Annotated in this window: 24 protein-coding genes and 1 pseudogene; 7 read left to right on the top strand and 18 right to left on the bottom strand. The window is 71.6% G+C overall.

Annotated features, from left to right (window positions below; genetic code table 11):
- Positions 1-31: 31 nt before the first annotated feature.
- The 11 genes from VNM44_RS06850 to VNM44_RS06800 all read right to left on the bottom strand — a co-directional run bounded on the left by VNM44_RS06850 (position 32) and on the right by VNM44_RS06800 (position 9,781).
- Complete coding sequence (locus VNM44_RS06850) at positions 32-1,105, bottom strand: branched-chain amino acid ABC transporter permease (RefSeq protein ID WP_325624083.1); 1,074 nt, start codon at positions 1,103-1,105, stop codon at positions 32-34.
- A complete protein-coding gene (locus VNM44_RS06845; RefSeq protein WP_325624081.1) occupies positions 1,102-2,262 on the bottom strand; it encodes a branched-chain amino acid ABC transporter permease in 1,161 nt (386 codons plus the stop codon). Before VNM44_RS06845 ends, VNM44_RS06850 begins: the two co-directional genes overlap by 4 nt.
- A 106-nt stretch (positions 2,263-2,368) precedes the next feature.
- Complete coding sequence (locus VNM44_RS06840; RefSeq protein WP_325624078.1) at positions 2,369-3,493, bottom strand: amidase; 1,125 nt, start codon at positions 3,491-3,493, stop codon at positions 2,369-2,371.
- Positions 3,490-3,882 (bottom strand): RidA family protein, encoded by a 393-nt coding sequence (locus tag VNM44_RS06835; RefSeq protein ID WP_325624075.1) that lies wholly within the window; start codon positions 3,880-3,882, stop codon positions 3,490-3,492. The genes VNM44_RS06840 and VNM44_RS06835 overlap by 4 nt, the downstream gene beginning before the upstream one ends.
- Positions 3,883-3,886: 4 nt before the next feature.
- On the bottom strand, positions 3,887-4,387 hold the full coding sequence (locus VNM44_RS06830; protein ID WP_325624073.1) for a hypothetical protein: 501 nt from the start codon (positions 4,385-4,387) through the stop codon (positions 3,887-3,889).
- 91 nt (positions 4,388-4,478) lie between these two features.
- The gene (locus tag VNM44_RS06825) at positions 4,479-4,919 is read right to left on the bottom strand and encodes an SRPBCC family protein (protein ID WP_325624071.1); all 441 of its coding nucleotides are present in this window, start codon (positions 4,917-4,919) and stop codon (positions 4,479-4,481) included.
- 37 nt (positions 4,920-4,956) lie between these two features.
- Positions 4,957-6,624, bottom strand: coding sequence for a thiamine pyrophosphate-binding protein (locus VNM44_RS06820; RefSeq protein ID WP_325624068.1), 1,668 nt, complete (start codon positions 6,622-6,624; stop codon positions 4,957-4,959).
- Positions 6,621-7,169 (bottom strand): hypothetical protein, encoded by a 549-nt coding sequence (locus tag VNM44_RS06815; protein ID WP_325624065.1) that lies wholly within the window; start codon positions 7,167-7,169, stop codon positions 6,621-6,623. Before VNM44_RS06815 ends, VNM44_RS06820 begins: the two co-directional genes overlap by 4 nt.
- A gap of 1 nt (position 7,170) precedes the next feature.
- Positions 7,171-7,917 (bottom strand): glucose 1-dehydrogenase, encoded by a 747-nt coding sequence (locus tag VNM44_RS06810; protein WP_325624062.1) that lies wholly within the window; start codon positions 7,915-7,917, stop codon positions 7,171-7,173.
- 11 nt (positions 7,918-7,928) lie between these two features.
- The gene (locus VNM44_RS06805; RefSeq protein WP_325624060.1) at positions 7,929-8,243 is read right to left on the bottom strand and encodes an NIPSNAP family protein; all 315 of its coding nucleotides are present in this window, start codon (positions 8,241-8,243) and stop codon (positions 7,929-7,931) included.
- Positions 8,240-9,781: an NAD-dependent succinate-semialdehyde dehydrogenase gene (locus VNM44_RS06800; RefSeq protein WP_325624057.1), complete on the bottom strand. Its 1,542-nt coding sequence runs from the start codon at positions 9,779-9,781 to the stop codon at positions 8,240-8,242. The genes VNM44_RS06805 and VNM44_RS06800 overlap by 4 nt, the downstream gene beginning before the upstream one ends.
- Before the next feature lie 92 nt (positions 9,782-9,873).
- On the opposite strand from VNM44_RS06800, the gene VNM44_RS06795 reads away from it, so the two are divergent.
- The 4 genes from VNM44_RS06795 to VNM44_RS06780 all read left to right on the top strand — a co-directional run bounded on the left by VNM44_RS06795 (position 9,874) and on the right by VNM44_RS06780 (position 14,096).
- Positions 9,874-10,224 carry a cupin domain-containing protein gene (locus tag VNM44_RS06795; protein ID WP_325624055.1) on the top strand — a complete coding sequence of 117 codons (351 nt, stop codon included), beginning with the start codon at positions 9,874-9,876 and terminating at the stop codon, positions 10,222-10,224.
- 18 nt (positions 10,225-10,242) lie between these two features.
- The gene (locus VNM44_RS06790; protein WP_325624052.1) at positions 10,243-13,182 is read left to right on the top strand and encodes an AMP-binding protein; all 2,940 of its coding nucleotides are present in this window, start codon (positions 10,243-10,245) and stop codon (positions 13,180-13,182) included.
- A 46-nt stretch (positions 13,183-13,228) separates the two neighbouring features.
- Complete coding sequence (gene clpS, locus VNM44_RS06785) at positions 13,229-13,513, top strand: ATP-dependent Clp protease adapter ClpS (RefSeq protein WP_349258023.1); 285 nt, start codon at positions 13,229-13,231, stop codon at positions 13,511-13,513.
- Positions 13,514-13,625: 112 nt separating this feature from the next.
- Positions 13,626-14,096: a DUF2017 family protein gene (locus VNM44_RS06780; protein WP_325624048.1), complete on the top strand. Its 471-nt coding sequence runs from the start codon at positions 13,626-13,628 to the stop codon at positions 14,094-14,096.
- Positions 14,097-14,105: 9 nt separating this feature from the next.
- On the opposite strand, the gene VNM44_RS06775 is transcribed toward VNM44_RS06780, so the two are convergent.
- Both VNM44_RS06775 and VNM44_RS17105 read right to left on the bottom strand, forming a co-directional pair.
- Positions 14,106-15,200 (bottom strand): alcohol dehydrogenase catalytic domain-containing protein, encoded by a 1,095-nt coding sequence (locus tag VNM44_RS06775; protein ID WP_325624045.1) that lies wholly within the window; start codon positions 15,198-15,200, stop codon positions 14,106-14,108.
- A gap of 10 nt (positions 15,201-15,210) precedes the next feature.
- Positions 15,211-16,745: pseudogene (locus tag VNM44_RS17105) on the bottom strand (isochorismatase family protein).
- Positions 16,746-16,946: 201 nt separating this feature from the next.
- Here VNM44_RS17105 and VNM44_RS06760 point away from each other — a divergent pair.
- Positions 16,947-17,672, top strand: a complete 726-nt coding sequence (locus tag VNM44_RS06760) for a glycosyltransferase family 2 protein (RefSeq protein ID WP_325624037.1) — start codon at positions 16,947-16,949, stop codon at positions 17,670-17,672.
- Positions 17,669-18,154 carry a YdcF family protein gene (locus tag VNM44_RS06755; protein ID WP_325624034.1) on the top strand — a complete coding sequence of 162 codons (486 nt, stop codon included), beginning with the start codon at positions 17,669-17,671 and terminating at the stop codon, positions 18,152-18,154. The genes VNM44_RS06760 and VNM44_RS06755 overlap by 4 nt, the downstream gene beginning before the upstream one ends.
- A 66-nt stretch (positions 18,155-18,220) precedes the next feature.
- Here the strand turns inward: VNM44_RS06755 and VNM44_RS06750 are convergent, their stop codons facing one another.
- The 5 genes from VNM44_RS06750 to VNM44_RS06730 are packed head-to-tail and all read right to left on the bottom strand — an operon-like array spanning position 18,221 to position 21,645.
- Positions 18,221-18,973 carry an XdhC family protein gene (locus VNM44_RS06750; protein ID WP_325624030.1) on the bottom strand — a complete coding sequence of 251 codons (753 nt, stop codon included), beginning with the start codon at positions 18,971-18,973 and terminating at the stop codon, positions 18,221-18,223.
- Positions 18,970-19,281 (bottom strand): XdhC family protein, encoded by a 312-nt coding sequence (locus VNM44_RS06745; RefSeq protein WP_325624028.1) that lies wholly within the window; start codon positions 19,279-19,281, stop codon positions 18,970-18,972. The genes VNM44_RS06750 and VNM44_RS06745 overlap by 4 nt, the downstream gene beginning before the upstream one ends.
- On the bottom strand, positions 19,278-20,420 hold the full coding sequence (locus VNM44_RS06740) for a VWA domain-containing protein (protein WP_325624026.1): 1,143 nt from the start codon (positions 20,418-20,420) through the stop codon (positions 19,278-19,280). The genes VNM44_RS06745 and VNM44_RS06740 overlap by 4 nt, the downstream gene beginning before the upstream one ends.
- Before the next feature lie 3 nt (positions 20,421-20,423).
- On the bottom strand, positions 20,424-21,308 hold the full coding sequence (locus VNM44_RS06735) for a MoxR family ATPase (protein ID WP_325624022.1): 885 nt from the start codon (positions 21,306-21,308) through the stop codon (positions 20,424-20,426).
- Between the two features lie 28 nt (positions 21,309-21,336).
- Entirely contained in the window at positions 21,337-21,645 is a 309-nt protein-coding gene (locus tag VNM44_RS06730) for a hypothetical protein (RefSeq protein ID WP_325624018.1), read from the bottom strand.
- Between the two features lie 108 nt (positions 21,646-21,753).
- Here VNM44_RS06730 and VNM44_RS06725 point away from each other — a divergent pair, with 108 nt between their 5' ends.
- Positions 21,754-23,430 (top strand): patatin-like phospholipase family protein, encoded by a 1,677-nt coding sequence (locus VNM44_RS06725; RefSeq protein WP_325624014.1) that lies wholly within the window; start codon positions 21,754-21,756, stop codon positions 23,428-23,430.
- The last annotated feature ends 53 nt before the right edge of the window (positions 23,431-23,483 follow it).

Raw genomic sequence — 23,483 nt, 5'->3', positions numbered from 1 at the left:
ACGCATGTCGGTCGTCTCCGACCCCCTTTCGCTACGCCTGCGACCCTGCGGACCCGGCGGCGACGGCGGGCTCCCCGGGCCCGCCTCGGCTCCGCAAACCGTTCCAGATGCGATCCCACACGCCCATCAGCCCGTCCGGCGAGGCAATCACGATCGCGAGGAACGCGAGCCCGATCACCGTGTTGAAGGTCCCTCCGACGACCCAGAGCCCGTCTTCGGGGATCCGGTTCGTCACCTCGTTCGAGATCCAGATGTAGGCGAAAGCACCGAGCCACGCGCCTTCGATCCTCGTCAGCCCGCCGATCACGGCGATCACGAGCAGCTGGATCGTCGCCGACAAGCCGATGTCCGAGGGCGAGAGCTGCCCCGACCACCAGGCGAAGAGCACCCCGCCGAGAGCGGCGATCAGCGACCCGATCGCGAAGGCCACCGTGCGGTGCAGCGTGACGTTGAACCCGAGGGAGGCCATGCGCGTCGGCTCGTCGCGAATGCCCTCGAGCGCGATCCCGAACGGCGTCCGGACGAGGTAGCGGATCAGCACGTAGACGACGATCGCGACGAGCAGGCTGACGTAGTAGAGGCGCTGGCGGTCGTTGACGACGTCGCCCATGAACCCGGGCGTGTACCGGTCGATCCCGGCGATGGGCGAGAACCCGCCCACCTGCGTGACCTGGCTGACGAAGAGGAACCCGATCACCGAGTACGTGAGTGTGAGCATGAGGAAGTAGATGCCGAAGCTCCGCGAGGCGACGGCGCCGAAGAGGATCCCGATCCCGACGGTGAGGAGGATGGCCAGGACGACGGAGAGCGTCGGGTCCCAGCCGAGCAGGAGCCCCTTCGTCTCGCCGCCCGCGACGCGCTCGGAGACCATGTTCCCGAGCGCGTAGCCGGCGATGCCCATCAGCCCGGCCTGGGCGAGCGAGATCATCCCGCCGTAGGCGGAGAGGAACACGAGGCTCGCGGCCCCGATCCCGAGGATGAAGGTCTGGGTCAGGACGGTGTCCATCCAGAAGCCCGAGACGAGCTGCGGCGCGAAGAGGACGAAGACGAGTACGGCGACGCCGATCACACGCTCGACGGCCGACTTCCGCGCGTACACGCTCACGCCTCTCTCCCGAACAGCCCTCGCGGCCGAAAGGCGAGGACGAGAGCCATGAGGACGAACGTGAGCACCGGCGAGTACTGCGTGCAGCAGTCGGCCGACGCTGTCGGCAGGTAGCCGGCCGAGAACGCGGTGACGAGGCCGAAGAGGAGCGAGCCCGCGACCGCGCCGAGGAGCGAGCCCATGCCGCCGATGATCACGACGACGAGCGAGTTCAGAAGCCACACGCCGTCCTGTCCCTGCGAGATGTTGCCCTGCGACGTGCCGACCGTCGCGCCGAGCGCCACAAGCGCGGCGCCGACGGCGAACGCGATCGCGAACGTCACCTGAATGTTGATCCCGAGCGCCGAGGTCATCTGACGGTCGTCGACCCCCGCTCGGATCACCATGCCGGTCTTCGTCCGGTAGAGCCAGAGCCAGAGGGCGATCCCGACCGCCGCGCCGAGCGCGAGCATCACGAGACGTGCAAGGGAGTACTGCACGCCCCAGATGTGGAAGTCGACGAGGCGGTTGGTCCAGCCCGGCCAGCCGATGCCCACGGAGTTCCCGCCGAACGGCTTCGTGCCCTCGGGAACGTGCCGCGGGAAGTGGGCAATCACCTGGTCGGCGACGATCACAGAGACGGCGATCGTGATGAGCGCCTGTCGCAGGTCCTGACCCTGGTTCCAGCGGAGGAGGAGCTGCTGGATGCCCAGCCCGAAGAGGGCGATCACACCCATCGCGACGAGGAGCGGGAGCACCCACTCCCAGGTGTTGACGTCGCTCGGCTGCACCGAGAAGCCCGCGCCGGTCATCGACTGCTGGATCTCGTACGCGATGTAGCCGCCGAGGAGATAGAAGGAGCCGTGCGCCATGTTGACGACGCGCATCAGGCCGAAGATCAGCGAGAAGCCGCTCGCGACGATGAAGAGAAGCCCCGCGAACGTCACCGCGTCGAGCAGCGTGAACAGGAACGCCCCCGGGTTGTCGATCGCCGAGCCGAAGTTCGTGGTGCGCCAGTTGTCGCCGACGCCCGTCGAGGGATCGGCGATCGCGACGACGTAGAGCAGCGCGAAGAGGACGGCCGCGGCAGCGATGCCGAGTGGAATGGCCTGCGAGAGAGGTGTGTGCCGCAGCCGCTCCGTCACCGCGCCCCCACCGGGCGCGGGGTCAGGACGCACTCCGCAGTGTGTGTGGATCGCCGGCGCCCCACGTCCGTGCGGAGCCTATCGGCGCGTCCAGGGCCTTTCAACCGATTATCGATTGTTGCCGGGCGCGCCGGTGCGCTTAGCCGCGCTCCCAGGCGAGGCCCGCCGCGAGCACCGTCTCGTCGGCGGGCGCGATCAGCTGCAGGTTTCCGATCGCGAGCGCAGACCAGCCGAGCAGGTTCACCCACCGCATGAACGAGGAGAGCGGCAGCCGCACCTCGGGCTCGTCCGCGTCCTCCGGCGGCCACTCGATCGCGACGCACGGGCTCACGTACAGGTCGACCTCGGGCACGAGCTGCCGCCACTCGAGCAGCGCGCGGTACCCGTCGGTGACCGCGTCGGGCGAGACGCGCTGCGCCGCGTCGAGCTTCGCGCGAATCACGTCCCCGTACTCGTCGGCGCGACTCGGGAAGGTAGCGGCATGCGAGCGGGCCGCCTCGTGCTCGAAGACGGGCCAGGTGTTGGCGCTCGGCCCGGGCATGGTCGCTTCGACGACCCGGGCGCCGAGCGCCTCGAGCCGCCCGACCCACGCCTCGGCCGCGTCGCTCGACTCGGTCTCGCGCCCGTCGGCGAGGTTCGGCGCCCTGCGGAGGAGGCCGACGGTACGCCCCTGAAGCGCCGGCTCGGGGACGGGACGGCCGGCGAGCACCGACCACAGCGCGGCGACGTCGGAAACGGTACGGCCCATCGGACCGACCGTGTCGAACGACGGGCACAGCGGGAAGACGCCGTCGATCGGCACGTTTCCGAGCCGCGTCTTGAGCCCGACCGTCTCGCACGCGGCGGACGGCAGCCGCACCGAGCAGCCGGTGTCCGTGCCGATCCCGAGATCGCACAGGCCGCCGGCAATCGCGGCGGCGTTGCCACTGGACGAACCGCCGGTCGTCGCCCCCGGACGGGCGGGATTGCGCACGGTGCCGTACCACGGGTTCGTGCCGAGCACGCCCCATGCGAACTCGACGAGGTTCGCCTTCCCGAGGACGACCGCCCCCGCGGCCAGCACGCGGTCGACCACCGTCGCGCTGCGCGCGGGCACGTGATCCGCGTAGATCCGCGAGCCATACGTCGTGCGGACCCCGGCGGTGTCGATCAGGTCCTTGACGAGCAGCGTCCGGCCCTCGAGGAGCCCCGACGTCGCGCCTCGGAGGGGCTCGTCGAGCCAGGTGAGCACTGCGTTCCAGCGGTCGTCCGGGTGGCCGCTCACGAGGGCACCAGCGCGACGGCCTCGACCTCGATCTTCGCGCCCGGAATGACGAGCGCCGAGATCTCGACGAGCGTGGAGGCGGGTCGTGTCTCGCCGAAGAACTCCTCGCGCACGGGGTTCACGAGGGGCCGGTCGGCGACGTCCGTGAGAAACACAGTCACCTTCACCACGTCGGCGAACGTACAGCCGGCTGCCGCGAGCACGTCGGACATGTTGGCGAAGACAGCCCGTGCCTGCGCGACCACGTCGTCGCCGCCGACGAGCTCGCGGTTCTCGTCCACCGGGACGATCCCGCTGACGAAGAGGAGGTCGCCCGCCTGGACGGCGTCCGTGAAGTGCGAGATCGGCTCCGCCTGGCCGGCGACGCGGAACTCGCGGCGCCCCGGCACTCGGCTAGGCGCGCGGTGCGAGGCCGAACGACTTCACCGCGTCGAAGGCGGCGTCGATCGTCGCCGCGCTGGCACGGTCGCCGACCATGACGTTGACCTGGAAGTCGCGGTCCCGACGCGTCAGCCGTCCCACAGCGCCTCGTCCGGCGAAGCAGTCGAACGTCCCGCGCCGAAGCTTCATCGCCGAGAGCGGCAGGAGGCCCGTGCCGCCGACCGAGTCGCGCCAGCCGATGACGACGATGACCGCGCCGTCCGAGGGCACGCGGTAGGAGGAGACCTGGCAGTCGCTGTCGATCCCCTTCACGCCGTCTGTGCCGATGACGAGGAGCGTTCGCGGGTCGTCGACCCGCGTGTCGCGCGAGACGACCTTCGACCAGCCGTCGGGAAGCGTGAGCTGGACGCCGCCCGAACGGGCGACATCTCCGGCCGCGGCCGAGGCGCTCGCGACGACGGCGGCCACGAGGCCGATCACGAGGAGCGAGAGTGTGGTCGTCCGACGTCTCATGGGGGGACCAAATGGTACGTACGACCACGCGAAAAGGAAAGAACAACCTGCACAGAAGCGCCTTTTTCTGGACCCGGGCCTAGCCGTCCGGCTAGCCCGAGAAGTGGTTTTTGAGCGCGTCGAGGCCGCCGCCGAAGACCTGGCTCGCGAAGAACCCGACCCAGTGGTCCTGCTTGTCGCGGTCGCAGTCGAACGTCGTCCACCACTCGACGAACGCCTTGCCGCCGTCGGTCACCGGCGTGACGCGGATCGTCGCCTTGTAGTTGTCGACGTCGAACGGCGTCTTCTGGAAGTCGTAGGTGTAGGAGCGCTCGAGATCGGAGTGCGCGAGCAGTTGCTCCCGCAGGTGCGTGCCGTCGGTGAGGGTGAAGCTGCGGATCGCGCCGACCTCGACGCCGGAGCGCCCGTCCTCGATCTCGCTCGTCGCGACGAGCCCGCCGTGCCAGGTGGCAAGGCCGTTGAAGTCGCGGATGCGGGCCCAGACATCGTCGGCGGACGCGTCGATCACGGTGCTGGCGTACGACTTGGCCATCGTGCCTCCTCGGTGCTCGTGGTCGGGGAGCGCAAGCCTACGACGGCCGCGTCGCGCGCGCTTCGGCCTCGGCGCGGATCTCGGAGAGCGTCTGGCGCGGCGTCAGGGCCTCCGGGTCGACGGGTAGGTGGAGCAGCGCGGGCGCGCCGGCGTCGAGCGCGCGGTCGAGTGCCGCAGGCGCGTCGTCGGTCCGCTCGACCCTCTCGGCGTGCCACCCGAACGACCGCGCGAGCGCTGCGAAGTCGGGGTTCTCGAGGTCGGTGCCGCTGACCCGTCCGGGGAAGCGCCGCTCCTGGTGCATGCGGATCGTCCCGTACATGCCGTTGTCGACGACGAGGACGACGACGTTCGCCCCGGTCTGCCGTGCTGTCGCGAGCTCGCCCGCGGACATGAGGAGGTCGCCGTCGCCGGCGAGGCACACGACGACCCGTCCGGGATGGAGCAGCTTCGCGGCGATCGCGGCGGGCAGCCCGTAGCCCATGGCGCCGGAGACCGGCGCGAGCTGCGTGCCGTACCGGCGGAAGACGTAGAAGCGATGCGCCCAGACGGTGAAGTTCCCGGCGCCGCTCGTGAGAATCGCGTCGTCGGGCAGCCGCTCGCGCAGGATTCCCATCACGCGCGTCAGGTCGAGCGAGCCGGGAAGCGGGCGCCCGACGAGCGTCGCCCGGTACTCGCCGTGGGCCGCTTCGATCGCCTCGCGTCCCCGGGGGAGCGGGTCGAGCCCGGCGAGCGCCTCCGCGAAGGCCGCGCCGGACGAGACGATCGGGAGCGCCGGCTCGTAGACGCGGCCGAGCTCGTCCGGATCGGGGTGCACGTGGACGAGCGTGCCCCCGACCCGCGGCGGGACGATCGTCGTGTACCCACCGGTCTCGATGTCGCCGAGCCGCGCGCCGACGACGAGGAGGACGTCGGCGTCGCGGAAGCGGTCGCGCAACGCCGGGTCGGCGCCCAGGCCGAGGTGACCGGCGTAGCAGACGGCATCGTTCGAGACGTAGTCCTGGCAGCGCCAGGCGGCCGCAACCGGGACGCCGCTCGCCGTGCACCACGCCGCGAGCGCCGCGGCCGCCTCGCCGTTCCACGGAAGGCCTCCGACGACGACGAGCGGCCGCTCGGCGGCGGCGAGCAACTCTCGCACGCGCGCGAGGTCGGCCGCCGTCGGCGCTGCCTGCGCGGCCGCGTAGGGCGAGGCGTCGCGGACGTCGGCCCGTTCGGCGAGCATGTCCTCGGGCAGAGCCAGGACGACGGGGCCAGGGCGTCCGGACGTCGCCGTCCGGAACGCGCGGGCGACGAGCTCCGGCATCCGGTCGGCGCGGTCGATCTCCGCGACCCATTTCGTCAGCGGGCCGAACATGCGCCGGTAGTCGATCTCCTGGAACGCCTCGCGCTCGCTGTCGTTCCGCCGGATCTGACCGACGAGGAGCAGAAGCGGCGTTCCGTCCTGGAACGCCGTGTGCACGCCGACCGACGCCTGGGTCGCGCCCGGGCCGCGCGTGACGAGGCAGATCCCCGCCCGCCCCGTCAGCTTCCCGTAGGCCTCCGCCATGTTCGCCGCGCCCGCCTCGTGGCGGCACGTCACGTAGCGGATCGGGCTGTCCCGCAGCGCGTCGAGGATGTCGATGTAGCTCTCACCGGGCACGCCGAACGCGAGGTCGGCCCCGTGCAGGGCGAGCTGGTCGACGAGGATCCTGCCGCCGGTGCGGCTCACCGGGGGAGCGCGATCGCGTGCTCGAGCAGCACCGAGGCGGTCTGGCCCACTTCGCGCGCCTCGTGCGGCTCCAGATACCGGATCGTCCGCTTGCCGGCCCACTCGGCCGGCAGCACGAGCGCGCGCACGAAGGACGTCTCGAGGTGCGCCGACGCCCGCGCGACCACCGGGTCGGGGCCGCTCTCGAACCAGGCGCCGCCCGGCCCGTAGAACGCCGAGTGGCCGTCGGTCTCGACCTCGAGCTCGCCGCGCAGGAGGTACCGGATCCCGGGCCCTGGATGCGTGTGCCGGTACGCGATCCCGCCGAGCGCGAAGTCGATGCGGTCGCAGCGGATCACCCACGGTGCGAAGGGGTCGAGCTGGACGAACTGCGAGAGCAGCGCTCCGTCGGCGTCGGCCTCCGCGGGATCGAGCTGCCAGACGAGGGCCGGCCCGTCCACCACGGCGGCCCCGAAGCGTGCGTGGCCGCGCTCGAGGTCGTAGACGACCCGGTTCCCACCGATCGTCTCGACGCCCGTCTCGAAACGGTAGAGCGAGAGCCGCATCTCAGTGGAAGTACTGCCCGCCGTCGATGACGATCGTCTGCCCGGTGACGAACGAGGCCGCGGGGCCGGCGAGGTAGGCGACGGCGCCGACGACGTCCTCCGGCTCCTGGTCGCGCTGGATCGTGCGGGCTGCGACCGAGACGTCGCGGAGCTGCTCGATCACCTCGGGGTGCTCCTTGACCCCGTCCGACATCGTGAAGCCCGGGGCGACGCAGTTGACCCGGATCCCGTCGCGACCGAGCTCCTTCGCGAGCGCCCGCGTGAATGCGACGATCGCGCCCTTGCTCGTCACGTAGTGGAGCAGGAACGGGACGCCGCGAAACGGCGTGCCCGACGAGATGTTGACGATCGCGCCGCCGCCCCGCTCGCGCATCGCCGGGACGGCGGCGCGGCAGGTCAGGAACATCGACGCGACGTTGACGTCCATCACCTGCTGCCATTCCCGGAGCGGGATCTCGGTGAACGACCGCATCTGGAGCGAGGCGTAGAGGCCCGCGTTGTTGACGAGCACGTCGAGGCCGCCACACCGCGCGAGCGTCTCGTCGACGAGCCGCGCGACCTGCGCCTCGTCGGAGACGTCGACGGTGAGGCCCACGCCGTCCGCGTACGCCGTGGCTGCCTCCTCGGCGCCGCGCAGGTCGGCGACGACGATCCTGGCGCCCTCGGCAGCGAGCCCGTCGGCGATCGCCCGGCCGATCCCCTGCGCCGCTCCGGTGACGACGGCGACCTTCCCCTCGAGCTGCGCCATGACCCGCTCTTCTACGCGATCGGCGAGAACGACGTCGGCACGAGGATGCGGTTCGACTGTGTGTGGATCAGCGGCTGGATCCTCGCGAGGAACGCCTGCCAGTCGCTCCTCGCCTGCAGGGCCGCACGTCGCTCCTCCCGCTCCGCAAAGCTCGTGTAGCCCCAGAGCGACGTGTAGGTCGAGAGCGTGCCGATGTCCGTCGTAAAGGCGCCGAGCAGACGGCCGAGCACCGCCTGCTGAATCGCGATGCCCTCATCTGCATAGAGGCGCACGAGCTCCGCCAGCTTGCCGGTGTAGACGTGGTAGTCGCGCTGCTCGACGATCACCCGTCTCTCCCTTTGGGAGAGACATTGGAAGGACCGGGAGCCGCTGAATCGACCGATTCCCGTCCTTCTCGCGCAGGCGCGGGCTTCAGCCCGCCCATGCACCAGTACTTGAGCTCTGTCCAGTCGTCGACGCCGAACGACGAGCCCTCCCGCCCGATGCCCGACTCCTTGACCCCGCCGAAGGGGGCGACCTCCGTCGAGATCAGGCCCGTGTTGACGCCGACGATCCCGTACTCGAGTGCCTCGCCGACGCGCCACGTCCGCGCGAGGTCGCTCGTCATGTAGTACGCGGCAAGCCCGTAGGGAGTTCCGTTCGCGATCGCGATCGCCTCGTCCTCGGTCTCGAAGCGCGCGATCGCGGCGACCGGGCCGAACGTCTCCTCGCGGCTCATCCGCATCACAGCCGTGACCCCGGTGAGCACCGACGGGCGGTAGAACTGCCCCTCGATCCGCTCGCCGCCCGTCACGAGCTCGGCCCCGCCGGCGAGCGCGTCGGCGACGTGGCTCTCGACCTTGTCGAGCGCGGGCTCGTCGATCAGCGGGCCGACCTGCACGTCCGGCGTGAACCCGTCGGCGACCTTCAGGGCGTCCACCTCGGCCGAGAACCGCTCGACGAACGCGTCGTAGATCCGCGCCTGGACGAGCATCCGGTTGGCCGAGATGCACGTCTGCCCCGAGTTGCGAAACTTGCAGACCAGCGCAGCGTCGACCGCGATATCAAGGTCGGCGTCGTCGAAGACGATGAATGGGGCATTGCCGCCGAGCTCCAACGAGATCTTCTTGACCTGATTCGCGCACTGCCGCATCAGCAGCTTCCCGACCTCCGTCGAGCCGGTGAAGCCGAGCTTGCGCACGAGCGGATTGGACGTCAGCTCCGCGCCGATCACCGGCGCGTCCTCGGCGGCACCCGTGACGACGGAGAAGACGCCGGGGGGTACCCCCGCCTCCTCGGCGAGCGCGGCGATCGCGAGCGCCGAGAGCGGTGTCTGCTCCGCGGGCTTCAGCACCATCGTGCAGCCGACGGCGAGTGCCGGTGCCGACTTTCGGGTCACCATCGCCGACGGGAAGTTCCACGGCGTGATCCCTCCCGTGACACCGACGGGCTCCCGCGTGGCGAGGATGCGCTTGTCGGCCCACGGCGACGGGATGATCGACCCGTCGACGCGCTTGGCCTCCTCCGCGAACCACTCGTAGAAGGAGAGCGCGTAGCCGATCTCGACGCGCGCCTCGGCGAGCGGCTTGCCCTGCTCGAGCACCATCAGGGAGGCCAGGTCTTCGGCTCGGTCGGCCATCAGCGCCGCGAGCCGGAGAAGGACGCGGGCGCGATCCTTCGCGCTCCGGGAGCGCCACGCCGGAAGCGCGCGGGCGGCGGCCTCGATCGCGCTGCGGGTCTCCGTCAGCCCGAGCCGCGGGACCGTCGCCACCGTGTCGCCCGTCGCGGGATCGACGACGGGGAAGGTCTCGCCGCTCTCCGCGTCGCTCCAGCGCCCGTCGACGTAGGCCTGCGTCCGGAGCAGATCCGAGGCGATCGTCGCCACGGAGCGGACGATACCGCCTCGCTCCGGCCATCGATGATCGATCAAGCCTGGGGCCGAAAGTGCCGACCATGAGGCGGAGTAGAGTCATGCCGGTGGAGCCCGCATTCGTCCGTTTCGACGAGGTACGTCCGTTCGCACTCACGGACGGCGTCAGCGGACGCCCGCTGTTCGGCGCGGGCGCGATGCTCAATCTGATCGAGTTCGAGCCCGGCTCGACCGTGCCGCTCCACAGCCACGTGCACGAGCAGCTCGGCATCGTGTTGCGCGGGATGCAGGCGCTCGTGGTCGACGGCGTCGCGCACGAGCTGGGCCCCATGGAGGGCTACGTCCTCCCCGGCGGCGTCGAGCATTCGGCCTACTGCGGACCGGAGGGAGCGCTCGTGCTCGACGTCTTCCAGCCGGTCCGCGAGGACTACCGCGACGCGTGGGAGCGCACCGCCTGAGGCGCAGGCGGATCTGACGTGGCGCTTCTGCGACGGCGAACCAAGGTCGACATCCCGCACGCGGGGCCGTACGCACCCGGTTGGGAGGTACCGGCGCACTTCAACTTCACGCGCGACGTCGTCGACACGCTCGCCGCCGATCCGGCACGGTCGGCGTTGACGTTCGTCGACCGTGAGGGGATCGTCGACCGGAAGACGTTCCACGAGATCTCCGGCGACGCGGCCCGCTGGGCGCATCTCCTCCGGACACGGCTCGACCGTGGCGACCGCGTGCTGTTCGCGATCGGGAAGGTGCCCGCGTGGCATGGCGCGATGCTGGGGGCGCTCAAGAGCGGCCTCGTCTCCGTGCCGAGCCCGGACATGCTGCGCGCCCGCGACCTGGCGTTCCGTGTGCACCACTCGGGAGCGCGCCTGGTCGTGGCCGACCGCTCCCTCGAGCAGGAGATCGAGGAGATGCGCCACCAGGTCGGGGCGAACGTCTCCGTCCTCTACCTCGACGACGCCCTCGAGGAGCTGCGCCGCTACATGCCCGTCGCGCCGACGGAGGACACGATGGCGGGCGAGACCGCGCTCATCCTCTACACGTCGGGGACGACGAAGGATCCGAAGGGGGTCGTCCACACGCACGCGTACACATGGGCCCAACGCGCCCAGGCGACGCACTGGCTCGACGCCCATGACGGCGACGTCGTTTGGTGCACGGCGGGAACCGGCTGGGCGAAGGCGATCTGGAACTCCCTCCTCGGCCCGTGGTCGCACGGCGCCGAGATCGTGCTGCACGAGGGGCCCTTCGACGCGGAGGAACGCCTCTCGCTGATCCAGCGCCTCGGCGTCACGATCCTCTGCCAGGCGCCGACCGAGTACCGGATGCTGGCGAAGCTCGAGAACCTCGGCGCGGCGCACCTGCCGCGACTGCGGCACGCCGTGTCGGCGGGCGAACCCCTCAACCCCGAGGTGATCGCGCGCTTCCAGGACGCGCTCGGGATCACGGTCCACGACGGCTACGGGCAGACGGAGAACTCGCTGCTCGTCGCGAACCCGCCCGGGGCGCCGCTCCGGCCCGGGTCGATGGGCGTGCCCACGCCGGGCCACGACGTCGCTGTGATCGACGACTCGGGTCACGTCTGCCCGCCCGGCGTCGAGGGCGACCTCGCCTTGATCGGCCGGCCGCCGACGCTCTTCGTGGGCTACTGGGACGCCCCGGAGGAGAGCGAAGCGATGTTCCGGGACGGCTGGTACCTGACGGGCGACCGGGCTGTCAGGGACGAGGACGGGTACCTGTGGTTCGTCGGGCGTTCCGACGACGTGATCCTCTCCGCGGCGTACCGGATCGGGCCGTTCGAGGTCGAGAGTGCGTTGCTCGAGCACCCCGCCGTGGCGGAGAGCGGCGTCGTCGGCGTGCCCGACCTCGACCGCGGGCAGATCGTCAAGGCGTTCGTCGTGCTCCGGCCCGGCCACGAGCCGGGCGATCGTCTCGCGCGGGAGCTCCAGGAGCACGTGAAGGCGGTGACCGCTCCCTACAAGTACCCGCGCGCGATCACGTTCGTGGAGGAGCTCCCGAAGACGTCGAGCGGAAAGATCCGCCGGAGCGAGCTGCGGCGGCTGAACGACGAGCTCGGCGTTGCGAGCCCCCGCATGACGATCGTTCCCGACGCTCCCGAGGCCGACGAAGCCGCGGAGGTTGCCGCCGCCGAGGAGGCAGCTCGGGTCGCCGCCGCGGCTGCGGCCGAGGCCGCCGCTGAGCGAGACCGCGCGGCTGCCGTCGAGGCGGCCCGCCGGGAGGCCGCGGCGGCCGCCGAGCGTGCGCTGGCAGAGGCGGAGGAACGGGCGCGGCGCGAGGCGGAGGATGCGGCGCGGATCGAGGCGGAGTCCGCGGAGCGCGAGCGCGCGAGGGTCGAAGCCGAGACGGCAGAGCGCGCACGAGCCGAAGCCGAGCAAGCCGAAGCTGCGGAGCGCGCAAGGGCAGAAGCCGCGGCCGCGGCCGCGGCTGCCGAGCGGGCGCGCCGCGAAGCCGAAGAAGCCGAACTCGCCCGCGCCGAAGCCGAAGCCGCCGAACAGGCACGCCGCGAAGCCGAAGAAGCCGAACGCGTCCGCGCCGAAGCGGAAGCCTGGGCCCGCATCGCGGCGGCCGAGGAGGCGGCGGCGCGGCTGGAGGCCGAGGCGCAGGAGCAGGTCGCCCTGGTGGAGGCCACCGAGGAGCTCGACGAGCAGCTCGACCATGACGAGCTGGACGAAGACGAGCTGGACCAGGACGAGCTCGGCTCCGCGGAGGTCACGGAAGGGAAGGAATCGAGAGGCGATGCGCGGAGGCGGCGCCGCGCGGAGAAGGCGGAGGCCAAGCGGCAGGCCGAGGAGGAGCGCCGGCTCGCCAAGGAGGCGGAGGAGCAGCGCAAGCGTGACGAGGCAGCCGCGCGCGAGGAGGCCAAGCGGCGCGCCGAGGACGAGAAGGTCGCCGCGAAGCAACGCGCCGAGGACGAGAAGCGCCGGGCGGTGGAGGAGAAGGAGGCCGCGACGCGCCGGGCGGAAGAGGAACGCGTGCAGGCGAAGCTCGACGCCGAGCAGCGCAAGCGCCAGGAGGCCGCGGCCCGCGAGGCCGAGAAGGCCGCCGCGAAGCAGGCTGCGGAGGACGAGCGTCGGCGCCAAGCGGAGGAGCGCGAGCAGGCACGCCTCGCCGAGGAGGAGGAGCGACGCCGCCAACGGGATGCCGCGAAGGCGCAACGAGGAGGTCTCGGGCGCCTCTTCAAGCGCGAGCAGCACGACGAGTACGAGGACGAGGACGAGACGCCGGCGGCGCCGATCCCCGACATCGTCGAGCGGCTGAAGGTCTACTCCCGTGATGCTGCGGAGGTGCCCGCGCCCGAGGAGTCCGCGGTCGCACCCGAGATCGGCGAGGCCGACGCCGTGGAGACCGTCGGCGACGACCAGCCTCCCGCCACTCGGACCGCCGAAGGCGAATAGCCCCTCTCCGGCGACCGTCGGTCAGACTGACGGCGTGAGCCAGGTCATCGAAGCGCCCGTCGAAGTCCAGGAGCCGACCACCGACGACGTCCCGGTCGACGAGCGGCCCTGGGTCGTGATCGTGTGGAACGACCCGATCAACCTCATGTCCTACGTGACCCTCGTCCTGCAGCAGCTGTTCGGGTACTCGCGCGCCAAGGCGACGAAGCTCATGCTGCAGGTGCACAACGAGGGCAAGGCCGCGGTCTCGACCGGGACGCGCGAGAAGGCCGAGCTCGACGTGTCGCGCCTGCACGCGCACGGGCTCTGGGCGACGATGCAGCAAGACTGATGATCGACGCCACGATCTCGCGCGTCCGGCAGCGCGATCTGGCCCGTCTGATCCGCTGCCCGGGTCGCTCACGCCGCGGCACCGGCGATCTCGTGGCATCAATCATCTGGTGATGCGGCGCGGGATCGATCGACGCCGGGATGGGAGCTATCGCGTCCGCCTGCCGAAGGAGGAGCGGGAGGTGCTCGCCTCGCTTCCCGGTCAGCTGCGGGAGGCGCTTTCCGAGGGCGAGCCGACGCTCTACCGCCTCTTCCCCCCTGCGTTCCTGGACGACGACGCCGCGAACGCGGACTACGCGCGACTCGTCGGGGGGACACTGCTCGACGGCAAGCTCCGGGCCCTCGCGGAGCTCGAGCGAACGGCGCATGCGGAGTCGCTCAGCGAGGAGGAGCTTCGCACCTGGCTGGGCGCGCTCGAGAGCCTGCGCCTCGTTCTCGGGACGCAGCTCGACGTGACGGAGGAGAGCTACGGCCCGTTGCGGGCCGACGATCCCGACGCGCCGCGGCTGGCGCTGTACCACTGGCTCTCCTGGCTCCAGGAGGAGGTCGTCCACGGCCTCTCCGCGGCGCTCGACGACGACTGACGTCCGGGCTCACGGCAGCACGAGCACGCGCCCGGCCTCGCCCGCGAGGCTCGCGTCGACCGCCTCGTTCACGTCGTCGAGCGAGAACGACGGGCCGAGGGACGACGCGAGGTCGAGCCGACCGAGGCGAACGTGCTCGAGCATCGCCGGCAGCGCGAGCGCCGGGTCCTGGGAGCCGTAGAGCGTCCCGGTGAGGAGCTTCTCCTTGCGGATCAACTCGAACGGATCGAGGTCGAGCCGGAGCCCCTGGGCGGGCAGGCCGACGATCACCGTCGTGCCGCCGTCCCGCGTGAAGCGCAGAGCGGTCGCCGTCGTTGCCGGGTCGCCGACGGCGTCGAAGCCATAGTCGGTGCCGTCCGGGAACTCGGCGCGAATGACGTCGCGCAGCTCGTCGGGAGTCGCGAGATGCGTCGCGCCCGCCCGACGAGCCGCGTCGAGTCGCGCCTCGACCGGATCGGAGACGACGATCGTCGTGGCACCGGCGATCCGGGCGCCCTGGACCACGAATTGCCCCACGCCGCCGGCACCGATCACGAGCACCGACGAGCCCGCCGCGACCCGCGCCGCGGACAGCACGGCACCGACGCCCGTGAGGACGGCGCAGCCGAGCAGGGCCGCCTGGTCGAGCGGCACGCCTTCACCGAGCGGCAGCGCCACCTGCTCCGAGACGACGATCCGCTCCGTCAGACAGCCGGTCGCCGTGCCGCGGTACACCGTCTCTCCGCGCCAGGTCATGCGAGTCGTCCCGTCGGGCAGCGTCCCGTTGGGGATCGCAGCGTTCAGCACACGACATGTCGCCGGGCGTCCGCGGCGGCAGCCGGCGCACTCCCCGCACGACGGCGCCCACGACAGCACCACCTCGTCGCCCGGCCGGACGCGGGTCACCGCGTCGCCGACCGCCTCGACGACGCCCGCTCCCTCGTGGCCGAGCACCATCGGCGTCGGCCGCTGGAACTCGCCTTTCACCTGGTGGAGGTCGGTGCCGCAGATGCCGACCGCGACCATGCGAACGAGCACCTCGTCGGCGCGGGGCTCCTCGAGGTCGATCTCCGCGACCTCGAGCGGCTCGCCGACCGCGTGGAACAGCGCGGCCCTCGTCTTCATGTGTCCCTTTCTAGCCGCCCAGCGCCGCCTTCACGTCGGCGCAGTTCGTCACCGTAGAGACGTTCTGCAGCGCGAAGTTGATCGACGCGTTGTGCCAGTCGGCGTTCATCGTCGAGCACGCGTCCTCCGGGACGACCATGTAGAAGCCCTTGTCGGCGCCCGTCCGGGCGGTGTGCTCGATCGACATGTTCGTCCACGCGCCGGTGACGACGATCGTGTCCCGTCCGAGCCCGGCCAGCATGGTCTCCAGCTTCGTGCCCTGCCAGGCCGACATCCTCATCTTCTCGACCACGAAGTCGCCGTCCTGGGGCTCGAGCCCCTCGGCGGGCTCCGCGCCCCACGTCCCTCGCACGAGCGCCCCGGCGGCGACGCCCTCGAAGAGCGGCGCGTTGACCTTGAGGCCGGGCGCACCCTCGTCCACGACGTACCAGACGTGGATCACGGGGATCCCCTTGCCGCGGCAGAACGCGGCGAGGTCCTTCACGTGCTCGACGACGTCCTGGTCCTTCGCATGCTGCGGCGACCCCGACTCGGCGAACGCGCCGCCGTCGATGATCACGTCGTTCTGTAGGTCCTGGACGAGCAGCACGCAGCGGCCGGCGTCCAACGTGTAGTCGGGCATCTCGTCTCCTTCTAGCGCATGTACGGCTCGCGGCGCGGGCCGACGGTCGTCCGGATCGTGTAGACCGACGTGCTCGACGGGATGAACAGCGTGTGCCAGTCGGGCCCGCCCCAGGTGTGGTTGCCGACGTTCTCGGGGACGAGGACCGTGCCGAGGTGCTCGCCCTCCGGCGAGATCACCCAGACGCCCTTCGGTCCGGTCACCCAGATGTTCCCTCGCTCGTCGCACTTCATCCCGTCGGGGATCCCCTCCTCGATCACGCCGGTGCCGACGCCCTCGAAGAACATGCGCCCGTTCGCGAGCGTTCCGTCCGCGTTCACGTCGAACACCTTGATGTGCGCGCGCGGCGTGTCGTTGATGTACATGAGCGACTCGTCGGGCGAGAAACAGAGCCCGTTCGGCATGTCGAACTCGTCCTGTGCGACGGCGAGGTCGAGCTCGTCCTGACCGCCTCCCGGCGGGATCCGGAACACGCCCTGCCAGCCGAGCTCCCGCTCGCGCTCGATGCCGAAGCCCGGGAACCGGCCGTACCACGGGTCGGAGAAGTAGATCGTCCCGTCCGAGCGGACGGTGACATCGTTCGGGCTGTTCAGGTACTTGCCCTCGTAGTGGAAGGCGAGCGTCTCGCGGACGCCATCGGGCCGCTCGCGCACGAGCGAGCTCGTGACGTGCTCGCAGACGAGCAGGTTGTGGTCTGCGTCGAGCGTCATCCCGTTGCACTTGAACGACGGCCGCCGGACCTCGGTCACGTGACCGTCGAGCGTCACCTTGCGCCGGACGTCGCCCGGCATGTCCGAGAAGTACAGGACTCCGTCCCCGGGATGCCAGATCGGCCCCTCCGTGAAGGTGAAGCCGGTGGCGAGCTGCTCGACCGCCGAGCCTTCCTCGACGAGCTCGAAGATCGCGTCCGACTTCGCGTCGATACCCGACACGGCGTTCTCCTTTCGTGACTGCGTCGTCGTGGGCGACTCTACTCAGTTGGCGAGAGGCAATCCGCGGGAGCGGATTCCCGCCGCTCGATCCCCGCCCTCCAGGCGGGGAAGATCCCTACAAGGCGCCGCCTTCGGCGCCGCAACTGCCTCTCACCCTCGGCTGTCTGGGGCTGCCCCGAGTACGCTCCCCCGGTGCCCGACGCCGACACCGTCGTCTTCATCCCCGCGTGGAACGAGGAGCAGGCGCTGCCCGCCGTGCTCGACGAGTTGCGGGCGGGGCTGCCCGACGCGGACGTGCTCGTGATCGACGACGGCTCGACAGACGCGACAGCCACGGTCGCGGCGGCACGGGGTGCGATCGTCGTCTCGTTCGGCGAGAACCGCGGGCTTCGCGCCGGCATCGCGGCCGGCTACCGCGAGGCCGACGAGCGTGGTTACGCGTTTTGCGGCCGGGTCGATGCCGACGGACAGCATCCCGTGGAAGATCTCCGGCGCCTCCTGGAGCTCGTCCGGTCGGACAGCTGCGACGTCGCGATCGGCTCGCGGTTCGTGCATGACGACGACTACGCGTCCGATCGGTATGTCCTGCCGCGCTCGCGGCGGCTCGGTACGGGACTGGTGCAGCGCGCCCTGCATCTTCGGCTCGGCCGCCGCTTTCACGATCCGATGAGCGGCATGGCCGTCGTCAACCGCGACGCGATGCGCGTCATGGCGCAGCCCTACTTCAGCGGAGCCCCGGAGGTCGAGGCGCTGCTGCGGCTGAAGCGGGCAGGGCTCCGCGTCGAGGAGGTCGCCGTCCACATGCGCGAGCGTTCGCACGGACACTCGAAGCTGCAAGGGACGAAGGCCGTGAAGCTCGTGCTGACGGTCGTCGGCACGTTGCTCTTCTTCCGCTGGCTCCGCAACCGCCGCGCGTGACTCCCCGGCTGGTCGTCGTGCTCGGCTACTCGGACAGTGGCCGCGGCGAGCTTCATCCGGAGTGCGCCGCGCGACTCGAGCGGGCGGCGGAGGTGACGACCGCGGACGACGTGGTCGTCCTCTCGGGCTGGGCGCGCGTCCCCCACACGTACTCGGAGGCCGAGCTGATGCGCGCCGCGTGGCGCGGGGCGGCGCACGAGGTCGTCGTCGACCCCGACGCCCGCACGACGGTCGAGAACATGGCGAACGCTCTCAACGACGTGCTCCGCGTCGGGGCGAAGGAGGTGGTCGTCGTCACCTCGTCCTGGCATGCCCCGCGGGCGAAGTCCGCCCTCCGCTGGCTGCTCCGTCACACCGGGATCCGCGTCCGCTCGGTGTCGCCGCCCGGCGGCTCGCGCCGCGCTGCCGCGCGCGAGCTCGTCCTGTGGCCGCTGTTGCCGTTCCAGCTGTGGGCGGCGGGGCGGAAGAGCTGGCGGCCGTAGGTGCTGCACTGAGAGACAGAAATGCATGGGCCCGGCTGAAGCCGGGCCCGATCCACGCCGAGGTGGCTACGCCACCTCCGCGTGGATCCGCTGCTTTGCGTCGCGGAGCGGCCCGCCCGAGCGCTGCGCCCGCACGGCGAGGATCTCGCCGAGGATCGAGAGCGCCGTCTCCGCCTGCGTGTCGGCGCCGATGTCGAGGCCGCACGGGCCGCTGATCCGGGCGAGCTGCTCCTCGGCGACGCCCGCCTCGAGCAACCGCTCGCGGCGACGCTCCTGGTTGCGCCGCGACCCCAGGGCGCCGATGTAGAACGCCTCGGTGTCGAGCGCGGCGATGAGCGCCGGCTCGTCGAACTTGTCGTCGTGCGTCAGGACGACGATCGCGGTCTGGTGATCCGGCGCGACATCGGCGATCGCGTCCTCCGGCCACTTCGGGATCAGCTGGTCTGCCGACGGGATCCGCTCGGGCGTCAAGAAGGTCGCGCGTGCGTCGGCCACGATCGCCGTCCAGCCGAGGAGCTTCGCGCCCTGCGCGAGCGCCTCCGCCGTGTCGACTGCGCCGTAGACGAGCACCCGCGGCGGGGGGCCGTACCACTCGGCGAACACCTTCGCCCCGTCGACCTCGACGATGCGGTTGCGCCCGCGCCGGACGAGCTCGTCGAACTGCTCGAGCGCCGCGACCGGAACGCCGTCGCCGATCGTGTCGCCGCCCTCGACGACGAGCGCCTTCGCCCCGACGCCCTCGCCCTCCACAACCGTGAAGAGCACGCCGCGGCCGCCGTCGCGCAGGAGCTCCCGGAGCCGGGAGAGGACGACCGTCACTCCACCGTCTCCACGAAGACGTCGATCTCGCCGCCGCAGGGAAGGCCGACCTCCCACGCCTGGTCGTCGGTGATGCCGTAATGGAGGAGCTTCGGCTCGCCGGTGCGCATGACCTCCATCGCGTTGTCGAAGACGTCGCTCTCGACGCAGCCTCCGGACACCGAGCCGCACATCTTTCCGGACTCCGACACGGCGAGGCTCGTCCCGACGGGGCGGGGCGCCGAACGCCGCGTGGCGACGACCGTGGCGACGACGACCTTCTCGCCGGCCTCTTGCCACGCCTCGACCTCGGGCAGGATCTCCTTCACGCTGCGTGCCTCCTTTCGATGCCGGCGAGCACGGCCGCCAGCTCCTCGAGACTCCTCAGATTATGGCCGGGCAGGAACCGGTCGACGTACGGCAGCGCCGCGCGCATGCCGCCCGCGAGCGGCTGGTACTGCGGGTTGCCCTTCAGCGGGTTGACCCAGACGACCGCGTAGGCCGCGCGCGCAAGCTTCGCCATCTCGCGCCCGACGAGCTCCGGGTCCTCGCGCTCCCAGCCGTCGGAGACGATGAGGACGATCGCCCCTCGCGACAGTGCGCGCCGGCCGTAGACCTCGTTGAACTCGCGGAGCGACGCCCCGATCCGCGTCCCGCTCCCCCAGTCGACGACCGCCTCGGTACAGCGCGCGAGCGCCGCATCCGGATCGCGCGTCGCGAGGTCGGGCGTCAGGCGCGAGAGGCGCGTGCCGAAGGCGAACGCCTCCACCCCGCGCCCGGTTCCGACGACCGCGTGGAGAAAGAGCAGGAGCGCGCGGGCGTAGCTGTCCATCGACCCGGAGACGTCGCAGAGGACGACGAGCTTCCTCGGCACGTCCTTCCGCGTACGGAGCGGGCGGTCGAGGGGGTCGCCGCCGGCTCGGAGCGAACGGCGGATCATGCGGCGCACGTCGAGCCGGTCACCGCGGGCGTCCGGTGTCCGGCGGCGCGAGTGGCGCTGCGGACGCGACCGGCCGATGCGGGCGATCAGCTCGCGCAGCCGACGTAGCTCGTCCCCGGTCAGCTCGGCGAAGTCCTTGTCGCGCAGGAGCTCGTGGCCCGAGGCCCCGAGCTCGAGCGGATCACCGGGGTCGGCCTCCTCCTCCTCGGTCTCGCGCGTGCGGAGGCGGTCCACCGCCTGGCCGACGCGCGTCTCGACCTCGGCCGACGAGCGCGACCGCACGGGCGGGAGCACCGGGGCGCGCAGGAACCAGGCGCTGAAGGCCCGGTCGAAGAGGTCGAGCTCGTCGTGCCGTGAGACGAGCGTCTGGCGGAGCGAGAAATAGACGTCCTCCTGCCTCGCGAGGTCGACCGCGTCGAGCGCGCGCAGCGCGTCCGCCACGCGGCCGGGGCCGACCTCGAGGCCGGCCTCGTGGAGCACCCGTCCGAAGGTGACGACGTGCCCCACGATCGCGTCGCCGGCGGGCACGGCTCACCCCGCCGCGGCGGCCGTCCGCGCGGCCTCGACCAGCCGGGAGAGCGTCTCGTCCTGCACCGCGTCGATGTCCTCGCGGTACTTGAGCACTGAGCCGAGCGTTTGCTGGACGACCTCGGCGTCGATCTCCCGGCGGCCGAGGGCGTTGAGCGCCATCGCCCAGTCGATCGTCTCGGCCACGCCGGGCGGCTTCGCGAGGTCGAGCCCGCGAAGCTCGCGCACGAACGCCGCGGCCTCCCCGGCGAGCCGCTCCGGGATCCCCGGCACTCGGAGGCGGACGATCGCGATCTCCCGCTCGATCGACGGATGGCCGATCCAGTGGAAGAGCGCGCGCCGCTTGAGCGCGTCGTGCAGCTCACGTGTCCGGTTGGACGTGAGGATGACGGCCGGACGACGCCGCGCGACGATCGTGCCGAGCTCGGGGATCGTGATCTGGAAGTCCGAGAGCACCTCGAGGAGGAACGCCTCGAACTCCTCGTCCGCGCGGTCGATCTCGTCGATCAGCAGGACGACCGGCCCGTCCGAGTCGATCGCCTCGAGCAGCGGCCTGCGGATCAGGTACTCGGGGCCGAAGAGCTCCTCCTCGCGCAGCGTGCCCTCCTGGGCGGCGCGGATGTGGAGCAGCTGGCGGGGGTAGTTCCACTCGTAGACGGCGTGTGCGACGTCGAGGCCCTCGTAGCACTGCAGCCGGATCAGCCGGGCGCCGAGGACCGTGGCGAGCGCCTTCGCGGCCTCCGTCTTCCCCACGCCGGCCTCGCCCTCGAGCAGCACCGGCTTGGAGAGCATGAGCGAGAGATAGAGCGCCGTCGAAAGCCCGCGATCGGGCAGGTAGTCGGCGCCGCGCAGCGCCTCCTCGAGCTCGTCGATCGACGCGAACTCCATGCACGGAGCGTAGCCCGCGCGCGGAGGCTCAGGCCGCGTCGCGCTCGAGCAGCGTCGTGGCGAGCTCGACCGAGCGCTCGAGCGACCCGTTCTCGACGAGCTCGCCGAGGGCATGCGAGGGGTCGATCAGCTCGGCGACGCAGACCTCGAGGATGCGCAGCGCGACGAAGGTCCGCGCGTCGAGCTCGACCCCGGCCGCCCGGAGCGCCAGGCCCACGTGAAAGGCCTCGCGAGCGAGCGCGTGCTCCATCGACGCGAGCGCGAAGCCCGCGGCAAGCTCGCGCTCCTGCGCGACGCGCAGCTCCTCGGGCTGGCGCCCCATGTCCTCCGACCCCATCACGTCACGTCCTCACCCAACTGAGACGCCGAAATCGCGCGGTCGGCTGCGCGACTCGCGACGTCGCCGTTCGAGGCGTACGATCGAGCACATGCGGCGGATCTGCGCATGAGCGCGGTCGGCGTCTCGACGTCGACGCTCGCGGGCGTCCCGCTGCTCGCGGGCGCCGATCCCGACGCACTCGAGGCGCTCGCCGCGGACGCTCGGCCGCGTCGCGCGCTCGCGGGGGACTGGGTGATCCGAGAGGGCGACGAGGCCGACGACCTCTTCGTCATCCTCCGCGGCCGCCTGCGCGTCGTCGCGAAGTCGGACGAGGGAGAGCGGACACTGCGGACCCTCGGGCCGGGCGCCGCCATCGGCGAGCTCGCCCTGCTGACCGGGGCGCCACGGTCCGCCTCCGTCCAGGCGGTGCGCGACACGACTCTCCTCCAGCTTCGCCGAGACAGGTTCGTCGAGTTGATGGAGCGGGACGGCCGGTTCGCCGCTGCCGTCGCCCGCGAGCTCGCATCCCAGCTCCAGACGAGCGGCGGCCTCGCGGCCCCGCCGACCCGGCCCGTGCTTCTGGCGCTGCGGCGGCTTGGTCCGGAGGTGCCGCTCGCCGACGTCGCGTCCTCGCTCGCCGGCGCGCTCTCGCGGTACGGCCGGGTCGAGATCCTCGGCGCGAGCGCGGCCGGCACGGACGCCGTAGAGCGCGCAGAGGACGAGAACGCCCACGTGCTGCTCCTCGACGAGGCCGGCGCCGGCGTGTGGAGCGACCTCTGCGCCCGGCAGGCCGACCGCACGCTGCTCGTCGCGACGGCCGACAGCCCACCGCCCCCCGTCCCGAGTCCCACCGCGGACCTCGTCGTGCTGGGGCCGTCCTCGGGCGAGGCGCTGCGAGCGCTCCTCGACGCCGTCGCGCCGCGCGCCCACCACCGACTGGCGTCCACCGAGGCGACGGATCCCGGCGCGGGCCGCCTCGCGCGACGCCTCGTCGGTCGCGCGCTCGGCGTCGTCCTCTCGGGCGGCGGCGCGCGCGGGTTCGCCCACATCGGCGCGCTGGCCGAGCTCGAGGACGAGGGGATCGAGGTCGACCGTTACGGCGGCTGCTCGATGGGCTCGCTCATCGCCGCGATGGCCGCAGCCGGCTGGAATGCGCAGAGCATCCGCGACCACTGCCACGAAGAGCTCGTCCGCCGCTCGCCGTTCAACGACTACACCATCCCGCGCGTTGCCCTGATCCGCTCCCGCAAGGCCGCGCGGATGTTCGATCGCCTGTTCGGCGGCCTGACGATCGAGGAGCTCGCCAAGCCGCTCTTCACGGTGAGCGCCGACCTTCTCTCGAGCCGCCTCGTCGTGCACCGGCGCGGCAGCCTCATCGAGGCGGTCGGGGCGAGCATGTCGATCCCGGGCCTCGCGCCCCCGCTTCCGCGCAGCGGGCGGCTGCTCGTCGACGGCGGCGTGCTCAACAACCTGCCGGTCGACGCCATGGCGGACGCGGCCGAGGGACCGATCGTCGCAGTCGACGTCGTCCGGCGTCTCGAGCCCTCCGACGACGACGTGCCGGCGCTGCCCTCGATCATGGAGACCCTCTCGCGCGCCACGGTGCTCGGCAGCGTCGAGCGGGCCGAGCGCAACCGCGACCTGGCGCTCCTCGTCCTCTCGCCCGAGGTCCAGGGCATTCCGCTCCGCGACTTCGGGGCGCTCGACCGTGCGATCGAGGCCGGCCGGGCCGCCACGCGCGCCGCCCTCGACGACGGCGGCCGGGACGAGATTCTCGCGGCGGTCGGCGCCCCCGTCGACTGACGACCGTCCGTCTCTCACGTGCGAGACTCGTGGTCGACCCCTGACGAGAGGAG

It is taken from the genome of Gaiella sp., from assembly GCF_035558935.1.
Classification (GTDB): Bacteria; Actinomycetota; Thermoleophilia; order Gaiellales; family Gaiellaceae; genus Gaiella.
This window is presented reverse-complemented; position numbering and strand designations above follow the sequence as displayed.